Source organism: Arthrobacter sp. UC242_113, from assembly GCF_044054585.1.
Taxonomy (GTDB): Bacteria; Actinomycetota; Actinomycetes; order Actinomycetales; family Micrococcaceae; genus Arthrobacter.
The window spans coordinates 1163894-1178153 of sequence record NZ_CP171968.1; the positions used below are offsets into that span (position 1 = coordinate 1163894).

Below are 14260 nucleotides of genomic sequence, written 5' to 3' on the forward strand. Positions count from 1 at the left end.
GTCCGCTTAGATGGTCGCGCCGGTCAGGGCACGGGTTCCCGAAAGAAGGCTGCCGGCGCCGGCGATGGCCGGAGTGTGCCCGAGTGCTTTGAGGATTTCGTACGTCGTGGCCGTCGCCGCGGTGATGACGGGCAGGCCGAGTTCATCTTCAACGGCCTGGACCGCGGGAAGGGAGGGCATCTGGACGCAGGCGGAAAGAACAATGGCCTCGGCGCCTTCGCGCTTGAGGTTACGCGCAATGCCCGGCAGGTTCTGCGGGTCCAGGCAGCCGACGGCCAGGTTGTCGGCTACTTCGAGGCTGGTTGCGTCCAGGACGGTGATTCCGGCGCCCTCGATGTACTCGACCACCATCTGGGTCAGCGGCTTCATGTACGGGGTGATCATGGCAACCTTGCGGACGCCCATCTCCTGCAGGGTCCGCACCAGCGCTCCGGCGCTGCTGGTGACCGGTGCCGGATGCCCGTTTCCGGCGGCCGCAGCGGCGATGACCTCTTCCGATCCGGCATGTGCCCCGGGCCCCTGCGCCATCACGGCGACCAGGCAGGCGTAGGCGATGACGTCCACATCGGCGTCCGACACCGCTTCGGCACAGCCGGCAGCCTTGCCCACCATCGCGAGAAGCTCCTCACGATTGACGTTCTTCATGCCCGCCCGGGCCGAGTGGAAGGTGTACTTGTGCCCGGTGGCCTCGGACTGGCGGCGGAAGAGCTCGGGAAGCTCGGTTTCCATGGTGGTGTTGGAACTGGGAACGATCAGGCCGACGCGGGACGCGCCCGGGCGCTTGGGTTCGGCGGCAGTTTCACAGGTGACTTCAGGAATGCTCATGGTTTCTCCACGACGTTGTGCTGACAGGTAAACCCATAATCCGGGTTGCCATCCCATGATGTGGGTCTCACTGGTAGAATGTCAAACAGATCACAGGCCGCCAGTGCGAGGAGCCAGGAAAGCCGGCGACCCGCCTGTCTAGGATGGGATCCGCGCAAGATCGGAAATTACAGCAGAAAGGACCCTCCGTGGCATCCGAACAGGGCTCAGGCACCTCACCACTTCTGGTGCTTCACAAGGTCGCCGAGATCCTGGACTGTTTCTCCGTCGCCGAACCCGAGCCGACCCTTCAGCAGATCATCCGGCAGACAGGTTTGCCTTCCAGTACCTGCCAGCGGCTCGTTCAGAACATGGTCAGGGAAGGATTCCTGGACCGCGACGGAGACCAGTACCGGATCGGAATCGGCATGGTCCGCTGGGCCGCGCCCGGAACCCTGGGCCTGGACCTCGTCAAGCTGGTCAAACCCGTGCTGCAGCAACTCCGCGATGAGACAGGTGAAAGCGCATGTCTTTACGTCAGGGACGGAGCGTTCCGTACAGTGGTCGCAGTCGCAGAAACGCGCCACGTGGTGATGCGGCCCTTCATGGTCGGAATGGTGATGCCCCTTCACGCAGGAGCTCCAGGCAAGATCTTCCTGGCCTATGACCAGGACTCCTGGGATTCGTTGTCCGAAGCGGAATTGACCCGCTACACCCCTGCCACCCCCGACACTCTCGAGCTTCTCCGGGCACAGGCGCAGTCGGCCCGGGAGCAGGGCTACTTCGCAGCCTTCGGTGAACGCAATGAAGACGTCGGGTCGGTCAGCGCACCCGTTTTTGACCACACAGGCCGGCTCGCCGGCGTTCTCGGCCTCGGATTTCCCACCCAGCGCATAACGCCCGCCGACGCGCCCAGACTCGGCCCCATCGTGGCACGGGCGGCCGCCGCTGCCAGCACCGCGCTGGCCCATCAGGATGCGAACGCCTAACGGGCCATACAGTAGCCGATCCGCGTCTCCTCCAGGACGACATCTTCCCGGCTGGTGGCTCCCGTCCAGACGTACGGAACGGCCACGAACCCTTTGTCGAGGGCCCCAGCATGCGCTCCGAAACCACAGTTCCCGTGCAGTCTAGGTTTTCTCGCTTGCGAGGCGGTTGCGGCGCTCCTCCTCGCGTTTGGAGTACGCGGCCGCGCGGATTGCTTCCTCCGACTCCAGTCCGGTGCCTAGGGCACCACCGACGGTCGCCGCCGACGCGACAAACCAGGACAGGACGAACAAGTCGCCATAACTGAGCGTCGCGTGGAGGTAGCCGCCCATCACGGCCGGGTCAAGGACAAATAGTGCCCAGGCCAGGTTCACGAGGTAGAGCGCCAGGTAGCAGATGATTACCCCGATGGTCAGGGTTATCAGGGTAGAGGTGTTGTAGAGGCGGGACCTTTCCCTGGCGTCCGCAGAGCCGTCGTCGGGTCGGTCCCACAACTCTCCGTCGATCACGAGCCAGGCAACAACGAGGGCAATGGAGGCGATCGTCGCCACGATGAGGCGCCACGGTGACAGGGAGCCGGCGAGCAGCCAAACCGTTGAGTTGATCGTGGCCACAGCCCCTGTCGCCAGCGCGGCCACGAGCGCGGACTTGAGCCCAGGCACGAGGAGCCACGGACGGTTCGCCAGCACCATTCCCGCGAGCAGCCGCCCACGGCTGGTGAAGCGGGGCATCGGCTCGCTGTGCCCGGCCTGCGGATCCTTGGCCATGCCGCTGACCAGCCCGCGCACTGCATGCCGGGCGCGCGCCCGCATACCGAACCCGCCGAGTGCCGGCAGCGACAGCAGGGCTGTCCGCTGCCGCGGGTCGGTCTCGGTGAGCAGGTACCGGCCGTCAGCCTCGTCGCGGAACGGAAGTTCGGTCAGCCCGATAACGATGTCCCATTCGTGCTGACGGGCGTGATCCCGAAGCCGTGCCAAGGCAGTGTCGACGTCCTCGCAATCCATGGCGAATGGTTCGCTCACGACCTTGATGTCCCAGCCCTGGCGGTCTTCGCCGCCCGGCGGCTTGAGGTCACTTAGCAGGCGCGCGGTCTCCGTGGGTGAGGCAGGGTCCGCCACCAAGCCGACCCTGATCCGCTTGGTCACGGCAAGCCACCGCAAAAGGCAGGAGCGCCGACCCCCTCGGCCACCGGAAACCCACCGTCTGCCTTGGGGCCTCCCTGGTCCGGCTTGGCCGGCACAGGCGGAATTGTGCGTTCTTGCAGGCTGGGAGGGGCGTTGGCCGGGACGCCGGGGATGTTGATGTTGAGTTTTTTTCGCAAGAGTTTTCTCCTCCGGATCCCGCGCAACATACGTCTGCACGCGTCCCTGTCGATTTCTTAACCAGTCCTGATCGCGGTCTCCATTGTCCTTACCCGCGAACCTCGGCCAAGGATGACGTGCGGGTGTCACCAGCGCACGCGATGCTGGTGACACCCTTGGTCCGCCACCCTGGCTGAATGGCTGTCAGGCTGTGCGATGCTTTCGCAGCGCCCGGACCGCGGCAACAGCACCCAGGCCCGCCAGTACCCAGGGGCCGCCGACAATGAACGGGTCGATCCACTGGTGGTTCACGTCCGCGCGTTTTTGGCCGAACCGTGAGCGGGCACCGTGGGCCGAGAACTCGCTCAGGACGCCGGTTTCGGTAACGGGGTTGTCGGGGCGAAGGGTTGCTAGCGAGCGGAGGTGGTGTTCCCAGGCGTCGACCCGGTCGGCGGCGATGAGCAGCAGCCAGTGCGCGGCCCGGCCCTCGCTGTACTTGTAGGCGTACTTCCGAATAGCTCCCGAAACCCCGGCAGGAGGTGTCGATGTGCCGAAAACGGGGGTGAGGAAAGCGTGTTCGACGGACCGTTCCCGGGGCCATTTCTCCGGTTGGCGCTCCGGGAAGTCCCAGTGCGCGCCGGTCTCAATGCCAGGTTGCTCGCGGGGGTAGGAGGGCCGGTCGCCCGGGTTGAGGTCAGCTCCCCATCCCGGGATCTGCGCCCGCAGCTCCTCCGCGGACTTCTTCAGGGCGGGCTTGCCGGCAACGTACGGTGTGGCTATGTCGGACATGGTGAGCTTTCCCTTCAGGGCTGGCCTGCGACAACGAGCGGCTTGATGATGTTGTCCAGTTTGGCGGAGAAGATGTGGTAGCCATCGGCGATGTGTTCGAGTGGAATGCGGTGGGTGACGATGTCGCTGGGCTTGAGGTAGCCGTTGCGGATGTGCTCGAACAGCCGCGGCCACTGCCGTTTGACCGGGCACTGGTTCATCCGCAGGGTCAGGCCTTTGTTCATGGCGTCGCCGAACTTCACGGCGCTGAAAATCGGGCCGTAGGCGCCCACCACGGACACGGTGCCGCCCTTGCGGACGGAGTCGATGGCCCAGTTGAGGGCGATGGGGGAGCCGCCCTGCAGTTTGAACTTGCTGCTTGTGACGTGCTGGAGGAAGTTGCCGTCCGCTTCGGCCCCCACCGCGTCAATAACGACGTCGGCCCCCAGGTAATCGGTCTCCTTCTTCAGGTGCACCACGATGTCGTCGTACTCGGCAAAGTTGTACGTTTCGGCGTGCGCGAAGGATCTTGCCTTTTCCAGCCGGTACTCCAGATGGTCAATAACGATCACCCGCCCGGCGCCCATCAGCCAGGAGGACTTGGCAGCGAACAGCCCCACCGGGCCAGCGCCGAACACCACCACCGTGTCGCCCTCCGCGATATCTCCGAGCTGGGCCCCGAAGTAGCCCGTGGGACAGGCGTCGGTTAGCAGCACCGCGTCCTCTTCGTCCATCCAGTCAGGAATCTTCGACGGCCCCACGTCCGCAAAGGGGACCCGCACGAATTCCGCCTGCCCCCCGTCGTACCCGCCGCAGGTGTGCGAGTAGCCGTAAATGCCGCCCACCGCCGTCGCATTGGGATTGACGTTGTGGCAGTTGGAGTACAGGCCACGGGCACAGAAGTAGCAGGAGCCGCAGTACACGTTGAACGGCACCATCACCCGGTCGCCCACCGCCAGGTTCTGCACGGAGGAGCCCACCTCATGCACGGTGCCGACGAACTCGTGCCCGAATGTCATCCCCACCCGGGTGTCGGGCATCATGCCGTGGTAGAGGTGCAGGTCGGACCCGCAAATCGCGCCCTTGCTGACCTGCACAATGGCATCGTTGGGGTGCTCGATCTTCGGAATGTCTTTTTCTTCGACCCGGACTTTGTACGGGCCCCGGTACACCATGGCGCGCATCAGGACCACGTCCTGGAAATTGCTCGTTTCGACATCGAAAATTTCTCCTCTCCGGACTCTCTCAGACCCCGGCCGGGTGGAGGACGACTTTGGTCCAGCCGTCTTCGCGGTTGTCGAAGTTCCTGTAGCCCTCGGGGGCCTGATCCAGCGGCAGCTCGTGACTGACGATGAAGGAGGGGCTGGCCTTTCCGCCGGCGATGAGGTCGCGCAAGGCCCGGTTGTATTTCTTGACCGGGCACTGGCCTGAGCCCATCGTCTGTCCTTTGAACCAGTAGTTTCCGTAATCGAAGGCCACCTGGCCCTGCTGCTCGAGTTCGTCGGGGCCGCCCGGGTCCTGCGGCAGGAACACACCCACCACGCCCAGGCCGCCGACGAACCGCACGGAGTCCACGAGCCGGTTCAGGGTCATGTTGGGATGTTCGGTTCCGCCGGGGTCGTGTGCCTGGTAGCCGACGCATTCACAGCCGCGGTCTGCGCCGAATCCCATGGTCTGGTCCTTGACGAATTCCACCGGGTCCACTTCCGAATCATTCACAGGAATGGCACCAATCTGTTCCGCCAGCTTCAGACGGTCCTTCTGGCGGTCCACGACCATGACTTTGCCAGCACCCTTGATAATGGCTGAGTAGGCTGCCATGAGCCCCACGGGTCCTGCACCGTAAATGACCACTGAGTCTCCCGGGTACACCCCGGCCAGCTCGGTGGCGTGCCAGCCGGTGGGGAAAATGTCGGCGAGCATGACGTAGTCGAGTTCTTTCTCCACAGAGTCCTCGCCCAGGCGCAGACAGTTGAAGTCCCCGTACGGCACGCGGAGGTATTCGGCCTGTCCGCCCTGGTACGGGCCCATGTCCGCGAACCCGTAGGCCGCGCCGGCGAGCTGCGGTTCGGGCTGCATGGTCAGGCAGTAGTTGGTGAAGCCACGTTCGCAGTTTTTGCAGAAACCGCACGAGATGTTGAACGGCAGCACCACACGGTTGCCCACTTTAACTTTGCTCACCGCGGAGCCGGTCTCCACCACCTCACCAAGATTTTCGTGCCCGAAAGAGCGCCCGGGTTCAAAGCTGGTGCGGCCTTCGTACATGTGCAGGTCCGAGCCGCAAATGTTCGCTGAGGTGATCCGCACCAGCACATCGGCGGGGTGCTCAATCTTGGCATCGGGGATTTCCTCAACGCTGACGTCATTCGGCCCTTTGTAAACTACTGCCTTCATCGTTCCGCTCTCTTCCTATGTCAACCCCGCCGGCAGCACACATGCGTCGTGCAGCGCACAAGTCACCGAGGTGCGCGTGCGTGAGCCACGGGGGAGTGGGATGCGTATAGGACCTCTGAGTCCACCCGAAGTGGGCGGAAGGCCCAAAGATTTAAGGTGACTGGCTGCCCTGGAAACCTGGCTGGCCAGTCCCTTCGCGAAAAGGCTAACTATCGAACCCTAATGCTAAGCAACCTGATGAAGTATGTCGAGGGGTCAACCATGCACGGCAAAGAGGTGCAGGTTTCTCTCATCGAATGACGCCCTGGACCGAACGCTGATGATGAGTATTCCGTCATGTTGAAGGCGCGGTCTTGTGACTCTCATTGAACCCAAGCCGTCGGCTTGCTCCGCACATCACCGCTCAACTCATTTTTGGTGTTTTTGGTGCGCCGGCGGATTCCGCCTGACCTCGGGAGCGTCGTTACAGTGGCGGCGGCGGGCTGGTAGTGGCGGGGGAATCACTGGAGCAGCTGGTGGAGGACCCACGACGGCTGCCCGCTCCCTTGGATCAATGCGCCCTTTTTTCGCCCACAGAATACCGCTGCACAACGCCGAATTCTACAGGTCGGTCTTCCCGAGCCCGGGACTAGTGCTGTCTATCTCAGAACTCGCGTTTACCGTATCGCAAGGGTTTCGAGACGACGTCCGCGGTAAGCCCTTGAGATGCCTCAAGGGTAGTCTCCGGAGAGCCTGAAAACGTGGGCGCCGGAATCCTGTGCCGGGACGGGCCAGCTGTGGTGCCGCTCGGGCATTGACCCGACTTCTTAGAAACGCACCGGTAGTTATTTCAATCCTGCGTGGTCCGGGCGCTCCAGCAGCCGCGAGGCGACGTATCCAATGACCAGGCCCCAAAAGGCCGCGTGGATGTTGAACAGATCCAGGCCGGAGGCGGTCACCACGAAGGTCACCAGCGCGCCCATGGTGAAGGTGGTAGAGAAGGCGGTCACGAACGCCTGCTGGAGTGCCCGCAGCATCGCGATTCCGCCCAGGACCAGGACGAATTCCTTGGGGGTGGCCAGCATGAGCCGGGTCAGGGTGGGGGCAAGCAGCGCGCAGACCAGGGCGAGGCATCCATAGGTCACCGCCGCGGTGTACTGGCGTTCCTTAACTCCTGACGACGTTAACAGGGCGTTCGTAGGGCCTGTCACGCAGGCCGATACGGCGCCGAAGCCGGCGTTCAGTACGGAGAACGTGCCGGACACAATCGCAAAAACGTTGACGGGCGGTCGGTGCCCGGCGGCGCGGAGCACGGCGATGCCCTGGCCGTTCTGGACGAACAGCACTGTCAGCGCCAGGGGAACCACGAGCTCCAGTTGCGCGGCCCAGGTGAACACGGGAGGGGTGAAGACCGGGGCGGCCAGGTGCGGTCCCGGCCCGCTGGGAACGAATTGCCCGCTGACGGCCACGGCCAGGCATCCTGCCACCAGCGTGCCGAGGACCGGGGGAAGGAACTTTCCCAGGGCGGGGACGGCGGTCAGGAGGAGGAAGGCGCCCACCATCGGGGCGGCAATGGCCGGATTGGCCTGGCTTGAGGAAACGATGTCCGTGCCGAAGCGGAGGAAGACTGCGGCAACCATTGCCATGACGATCGGCATGGGAATTGTGGCCATGATCCGCCGTACCGCCCCGGTTGCGCCCAGGGCCAGGATGAGCAGGCCGGCCGTGAAGAACGTGCCCACCACTTCCGGGAAGGACAGATGCTGCAGCGACGGCCCCAGCAGCACCGTGCCGGGAATGGACCAGGCAAACCCGAGCGGCTGGCGGTAGAGGAGCGACATGATGAGTGTCGCGGCGCCGCCGGAGAACAGGATGCCGAAAACCCACGAGGCGAGCTGGTCCTGGGTCAGCCCGCCGGCCGTGCCGACGGCCAGGGTGACGGCGATGGGCCCGGACGCGGTGAAGACCAGTCCGATGGCGCCGTTGGACAGGTAGGGCAGGTCCACGTCGCGCAGGAACCGGCGGGGTCCGGCCGGACGTTCCCCGGGCCGTTCCAGGAGCGGTTGCTGCACTGGCGCGGGAGTCGGCGCGATTGTGATCCGGGGGTGGATTGGGGCTGGGTCCTGGGGGGAACTGGGCATCCTGGCTCCTGGCTGCGTGGGTAGAAAAGGCAGGCGCCCCGGAGATGCCGCTCCGGGGCGCCTGGCGTTGCCGGGTTCAAGCCCGGCATGAGACAAGAAGGGCAATAACCTACCTGGTCTGGCCTTCCTTGGCGAGGATGTAGTTGTAGACGACCTCCTCGCCCGCTCCACCGTCCGTGCGCGGTCGGGGGTCGAGCATCAGTTCGGGCTTGACGGCCGACGCGATGTCGTCGGCGTTGTGCGGGTCGCCGGGGAAGTAGAGCTGCTGCGTGACGGGCTGGTAGCCGGGTGCCGACACCTTGATGTGGATGTGGGCCGGACGCCAGGCGTGCCAGCCGGCGGCCTCGATGAGCTGGCCGCAGGCGCCGTCGGTGGGAATCTGGTACGGCGCGGGGCGCATCGTGTTGATCTCGAAGCGGCCCTGGTCATCTGCCTTGACCGTGGCGCGGAAGAGCCATTCAGGCAGGCCCGGCGCGTACTGCGAGTAGAAGCCGGCGGCGTCAGCGTGCCAGATCTCTACTTGTGCATTTTGGAGGGCGTTCCCGTTGGTGTCCGTGAATTGACCGGTGAAGCGCAGAGGGGTGCCCTCTTCGCCGTCGCGCATGTGGACGGTTGCCGGGGTGGGAAGCTCAGGGGACCCGGGCACGTAGTAAGGCCCCTCGATGGTGCCCTTGCTGCCGGGGCGCTCCTGCGAGTTGACGTCCTCAACCGTGTGCTCAAGCCACACGTCGAGGAACAGCGGCCACTCGCCGTCGGTACCCACCTTGATCAGCCACGCCTTCAGCGCGTTGTACTCCTCGTAGGTGACCTGGTGCTCCACGACGATGTCGTTGGCGGCCTTGATGAGGGCGCCGGCCAGCAGGCTCACGCGTTCCTTGGGCACGTGCAGTTCCGAGAGCTTGCCGGAGGCGGTGAAGCGCTCGGTGGCCTTCGAGCCGGCCTCAACGGCAGTGCCCTCGTTCTCGTTCCGGGAATTCACTTGGGTCTCAGTCATGGCGGTCTCCACCTTCGTCTTTGAGTAGGGGCCAGGAAGGTCTCCTGCACCCGCCGCGGGACACTGGCGCAGGGAACCTGCTGCCACGCGGCGTCGCGTGATGTCTGTCTCATCGTAGGCCCGAGAATAAGGACGCTACAAATATCGATAGTGCCCATTTTTTGTCATTATCGGTACATAAAGGCACCCTTGGTCGACCCTAGGTGTTTGCCTGATGTGAGTCGGCTCACGAGCCGGAAGAATTGCCTCTAACGTCCGCCGCTGGCACCGATGCCCGGCCGGACCTCCCGCCCATCCGTCCAGCAATCTCCAATAAAGGAGCACGCCATGACCGAGAACCTGATCCATGCCCGCGAGGTCCTAGCCGACGCCGTGATCGATGACCGTGAGAACGGCATCATCCGGGCCAAACGCGAGATCTTCACCGACCAGGAGATCTTCGAACTCGAGATGAGGCACATCTTCGAAGGCAACTGGGTTTACCTCGCCCACGAGTCGCAGATCCCCAGCGTGGGTGATTACTTCACCACGTACATCGGCCGCACCCCGGTGATGATCACCCGGGACAAGGACGAGAAGCTGAACTGCCTCGTCAACGCCTGTTCGCACCGCGGCGCCATGTTGTGCCGCCGCAAGACCGACAACCGCACCACCTTCACCTGCCCGTTCCACGGCTGGACGTTCAAGAACTCCGGCGAGCTGCTGAAGGTCAAGGATTCCCGGAACGCCGGGTACCCAGAGACCTTCAACAAGGAAGGCTCGCACGACCTCACCAAGGTGGCCCGCTTCGAGTCCTACCGCGGCTTCCTGTTCGGCTCGCTGAAGGCTGACGTGCTCCCGCTCGAGGAGCACCTGGGCGATGCCACCAAGGTGATCGACTCGATCGTTGACCAGTCACCTGAAGGCCTGGAGGTGCTGCGCGGTTCCTCCACCTACACCTACGACGGCAACTGGAAGGTCCAGGCCGAGAACGGCGCGGACGGCTACCACGTCACGGCCGTGCACTGGAACTACGCAGCCACCACGGCCCGCCGCAGCGCCGGTGACTCCGCGACCAAGACCAAGGCCATGGACGCCGGCAAGTGGGGCAAGGTCAAGGGCGGCTTCTACTCCTACGACCACGGACACCTGCTCCTGTGGCAGGAATGGACCAACCCCGAGGACCGCCCGCTCTGGGACCGCCGCGACGAACTGGTCCAAAAGTACGGCGAGGAGATGGCCAACTTCATGATCAACATCTCGCGCAACCTCTGCCTGTACCCGAACGTCTACATCATGGACCAGTTCTCCTCCCAGATCCGCCATTTCCGGCCGATTTCCGCGGACCAGACCGAGGTCACGATCTACTGCATCGCACCCAAGGGCGAGTCCCAGGAGAACCGCTCCAAGCGCATTCGCCAGTACGAGGACTTCTTCAACGCCAGCGGCATGGCCACTCCGGACGATCTGGAGGAATTCCGCTCCTGCAACAAGACCTACTGGGCCACCAGCGCCCCGTGGAACGACATGACCCGCGGCTCCACCCATGAGATCACGGGCCCTGACGAGCAGGCCCAGGCCCTGGGCATGACCAGGGTGATTGCCTCCGGCGTGCGCACCGAAGACGAAGGGCTTTACCCCATCCAGCACGGGTACTGGAAGGAAGTCATGGACCGTGCCCTGGCGGAGCACGAGGAACGCTCCGCGCCGGATTCCGTGCCCGCCACCGCCTGACAGCGGCCGGGAACCAAAAGACCGGAACCAAAAGACCACGGAACCAGAGCCCCACCGGAACCACAGAGAGCGCAGAACCCATGACCAGCCTGACCCAAACCGCCCCGGTCCTGAAGACCGCGGAGGAGATCGCAACCCTCGAGACCGTCCGGGCGTTCCTTTACCGGGAAGCCCGCCTGCTGGATGACCGCCAGTTCGATGAATGGCTTGAGTGCTACCACCCGGACTCCGAATTCTGGATGCCGGCATGGGACGTCGACGACCAGCTGACGCAGGATCCCCAGAACGAGATCTCCCTCATCTACTACGACAACCGCGGCGGCATCGAGGACCGGGTGTTCCGGATCAAGACCGACCGGTCTTCTGCCACCTCCCTTCCCGAGCCGCGCACGGGCCACAACATCACGGACATCGAGGTTTTGGCGAACGACGGCGGTCAGGTCCAGGTGCGCTTCAACTGGTTCACCCTCTACTTCCGCTACAACACAACGGACACGTACTTCGGCACCAGCTTCTACACGATCGACCTTTCCGGCCCGGAGCCGGTGATCCTGAAGAAGAAAGTGGTCCTGAAGAACGACTACATCCACCACGTGGTGGACGTCTACATGATCTGATCTGCACGTACCGGCGGCCGGGAATTCCCGGGCGCCGCACGGCAGCTCCCACACCCGTGCCCGCCGGGCACGCCACAAATTTTCCCGGGCCGCGACGGCGCGCCCGCCCAGTCAGGAGGACCCATGGGCCACAAAGTAGCCCTCAGCTTCGAAGACGGCGTTACAAAAGTCATCAAGGTCGGCGACTATGAGACCGTCATGGACGCGGCCTACAAGGCGCGCATCAACATCCCGTCGGACTGCCGCGACGGTGCCTGCGGCACCTGCAAGGCGTTCTGCGATTCCGGCTCCTTTGACCCGGGGGACTACATCGACGACGCCATGACCGAAGAGGAGCTTGAAAAGGGCTACTTGCTGACCTGCCAGGCCGTCCCGGAGTCCGACCTGGCCATCCAGATCCCGGCTACGTCCGAATCGGCCAAGACGGCGGCCGCTACCTTCAGCTCCACCATCAAGGAACTCAACCGGCATACGGATACCACGGTGTCCTTCACCCTTGAGGTGGACAACCGGGACGCGCTGGCCTTCCTGCCCGGACAGTACGTCAACCTCAAGGTCCCCGGAACCGACGCCGAGCGCTCCTACTCCTTCAGCAGCGGCCCCGAGGTCCAGGACGCGTCCTTCATGGTGCGCGTGACCCCGCAGGGCGCCATGTCCGAGTACCTTCGCGACCGAGCAGCAGTGGGCGACTCCATCGATTTCACCGGCCCCTACGGATCGTTCTTCCTTCGCGAGCCCAAGCGGCCCCTGCTGCTCCTGGCCGGCGGCACAGGACTGGCCCCGCTCCTGTCCATCCTGGAAAAGCTTGCCGAAAACCCGCCGTCCACCCCGGTCCACCTGATTTACGGGCTCACCCGCGAGGCGGACATCGTGGGCCTGGACTGGCTGCGCGCCTACGAAGCGAAGCTGCCCGGCTTCACCTGGGACTACATCGCCTCCGAGCCCGGCACCTCCGCCCCGCACACTGGCTACGTCACCCAGATCATCGAACCGAAGCACCTCAACGAGGGCGACGTGGACATCTACCTCTGCGGCCCGCCCCCCATGGTCAACGCCGTCTCCAAGTGGCTGGACACCGAAGGCATCCAGCCGGCCAACTTCTACTTCGAACGGTTCGCGCCGAAGGAGAGCACCGGAGGCGACGCCGAAACGGGCGCGCCGGCACCGGCCCAGAAGATCCAGGCCGAAGGCGACACCATGAGCCGCGGCGAGGCCGTGTCCTCGCTGGAGACCGGGCGGCTGGACTTCCGCAAGGAGGACAGCTTCGCCCAGCTGGACGCCCGCATGGGCCTGGAGCTTGCGGTCAGCGAACTGCTGCTCGGGCGGCTCAGCGACGAGCAGCTGCGCCAGTTCCGCCGGCTCGCAGAAGCCACCACGGCATCCGTGGACGGGGGGAACATCACCGACGCCGAGGACTTCGCGCGTACCAATGAGGAGTTCCATGAGTACCTTTTCATGATCTGCGACAACCCCATGCTGCTGGAGTCCTACCGCCGCCTGGACGTGCACGCCCAGATGGCCGCGGCCTTCGAAGCCGGAACGCCGATCTTCGCACGGGTCACCCAGGACCACCTGGACATCGTGGATGCCTTCGAACGCGGCGACAAGGACCGCCTCCGCGCCGTGATCACCGCACATGCCCACGATGCGAAGGACACCATGGCCGACGCCATCGACGCCAAGGCCACCCTCTGATGGCTGAACCCTACGCCGGGCAATTCGTGACCCCAGGCAGGTTCGGCGGCAAGGTCGCCGTCGTCACCGGCGCCGCCCAGGGGATCGGCCAGAAGGTGGCCGAACGCATCGGCGCCGAAGGCGGTGCAGTGGTCCTGGTGGACCGCGCGGACCTGGTCCACGACGTGGCCCGCGGCATCAAGGAGGCCGCCAAGGCGTCCGGCTCCGGCGGCTCGGCGACGTCCGTCACGGCGGACCTGGAGACGTTCGCAGGCGCCGTGCAGGCCGTCAAGGCGGCGCTCGCAGCCCACGGGCGGGTGGACATCCTGGTCAACAACGTGGGCGGCACCATCTGGGCCCGCCCCTACGAGGAATACGACGAGGAGAAGATAGAAAAGGAGATCCGCCGCTCGCTCTTCCCCACCCTCTGGAGCTGCCGGGCGGTACTGCCGGCCATGCTCGAGCAGGGCTCCGGGACCATCGTCAACGTTTCCTCCGTGGCCACCCGCGGCATGCACCGCGTCCCTTACGCCGCGGCGAAGGGCGGCGTCAACGCCCTGACCCAGGCGCTGGCCATGGAAGTGGCCGGCCGCGGCATCCGCGTGGTCGCCACCGCGCCGGGCGGCACTGAGGCCCCTTCGCGGAAGGTCAAGCGCGGTCCGGACGCCGAATCCGCCACCGAGAAGGCCTGGTACCAGGTGCTCGTGGACCAGACCGTGGAGTCGTCTTTCATGAAGCGCTATGGAACGCTGGACGAGCAGGCAGCGCCCATCGTGTTCCTCGCCTCTGACGAAGCGTCCTACCTCACCGGCAGCATCCTCCCGGTGGCCGGCGGGGACCTGGGGTAGCGCTTGGACCCCCGCCGGAAGGGGCGGGCAGGGCGCTCCG

12 protein-coding genes are annotated in these 14260 nt (G+C 64.8%); 5 read left to right on the forward strand and 7 right to left on the reverse strand.

The features are described 5' to 3' along the window. Positions 1 to 6 precede the first annotated feature (6 nt). The gene (locus ACHMXB_RS05195; protein ID WP_395403353.1) at positions 7 to 825 is read right to left on the reverse strand and encodes an Asp/Glu racemase; all 819 of its coding nucleotides are present in this window, start codon (positions 823 to 825) and stop codon (positions 7 to 9) included. Between the two features lie 188 nt (positions 826 to 1013). On the opposite strand from ACHMXB_RS05195, the gene ACHMXB_RS05200 reads away from it, so the two are divergent. After that, positions 1014 to 1793: an IclR family transcriptional regulator gene (locus tag ACHMXB_RS05200; protein WP_395403355.1), complete on the forward strand. Its 780-nt coding sequence runs from the start codon at positions 1014 to 1016 to the stop codon at positions 1791 to 1793. A 141-nt stretch (positions 1794 to 1934) separates the two neighbouring features. Here ACHMXB_RS05200 and ACHMXB_RS05205 read toward each other — a convergent pair whose 3' ends face one another. The 6 genes from ACHMXB_RS05205 to catA form a co-directional block, all read right to left on the reverse strand. Continuing rightward, on the reverse strand, positions 1935 to 2936 hold the full coding sequence (locus tag ACHMXB_RS05205) for a hypothetical protein (protein ID WP_395403357.1): 1002 nt from the start codon (positions 2934 to 2936) through the stop codon (positions 1935 to 1937). A gap of 360 nt (positions 2937 to 3296) precedes the next feature. After that, positions 3297 to 3881, reverse strand: a complete 585-nt coding sequence (locus tag ACHMXB_RS05210) for a hypothetical protein (RefSeq protein ID WP_395403359.1) — start codon at positions 3879 to 3881, stop codon at positions 3297 to 3299. A 14-nt stretch (positions 3882 to 3895) separates the two neighbouring features. Then, positions 3896 to 5044 (reverse strand): zinc-dependent alcohol dehydrogenase, encoded by a 1149-nt coding sequence (locus ACHMXB_RS05215; RefSeq protein ID WP_395403361.1) that lies wholly within the window; start codon positions 5042 to 5044, stop codon positions 3896 to 3898. A 61-nt stretch (positions 5045 to 5105) separates the two neighbouring features. Then, complete coding sequence (locus ACHMXB_RS05220) at positions 5106 to 6254, reverse strand: glutathione-independent formaldehyde dehydrogenase (protein WP_395403363.1); 1149 nt, start codon at positions 6252 to 6254, stop codon at positions 5106 to 5108. A gap of 824 nt (positions 6255 to 7078) precedes the next feature. Further along, positions 7079 to 8305 carry a benzoate/H(+) symporter BenE family transporter gene (locus ACHMXB_RS05225; protein ID WP_395403365.1) on the reverse strand — a complete coding sequence of 409 codons (1227 nt, stop codon included), beginning with the start codon at positions 8303 to 8305 and terminating at the stop codon, positions 7079 to 7081. Between the two features lie 178 nt (positions 8306 to 8483). Next, positions 8484 to 9368, reverse strand: coding sequence for a catechol 1,2-dioxygenase (catA, locus tag ACHMXB_RS05230; protein ID WP_395403367.1), 885 nt, complete (start codon positions 9366 to 9368; stop codon positions 8484 to 8486). A 327-nt stretch (positions 9369 to 9695) separates the two neighbouring features. Between catA and benA the strand changes: the two genes are divergently transcribed. The 4 genes from benA to ACHMXB_RS05250 all read left to right on the forward strand — a co-directional run bounded on the left by benA (position 9696) and on the right by ACHMXB_RS05250 (position 14220). Beyond that, complete coding sequence (benA, locus tag ACHMXB_RS05235) at positions 9696 to 11081, forward strand: benzoate 1,2-dioxygenase large subunit (protein WP_395403369.1); 1386 nt, start codon at positions 9696 to 9698, stop codon at positions 11079 to 11081. 80 nt (positions 11082 to 11161) lie between these two features. After that, positions 11162 to 11698, forward strand: coding sequence for a benzoate 1,2-dioxygenase small subunit (gene benB / locus ACHMXB_RS05240; protein ID WP_395403371.1), 537 nt, complete (start codon positions 11162 to 11164; stop codon positions 11696 to 11698). Positions 11699 to 11821: 123 nt separating this feature from the next. Next, entirely contained in the window at positions 11822 to 13393 is a 1572-nt protein-coding gene (gene benC, locus ACHMXB_RS05245; RefSeq protein WP_395403373.1) for a benzoate 1,2-dioxygenase electron transfer component BenC, read from the forward strand. Beyond that, positions 13393 to 14220 carry a 1,6-dihydroxycyclohexa-2,4-diene-1-carboxylate dehydrogenase gene (locus ACHMXB_RS05250; protein ID WP_395403375.1) on the forward strand — a complete coding sequence of 276 codons (828 nt, stop codon included), beginning with the start codon at positions 13393 to 13395 and terminating at the stop codon, positions 14218 to 14220. The genes benC and ACHMXB_RS05250 overlap by 1 nt, the downstream gene beginning before the upstream one ends. The last annotated feature ends 40 nt before the right edge of the window (positions 14221 to 14260 follow it).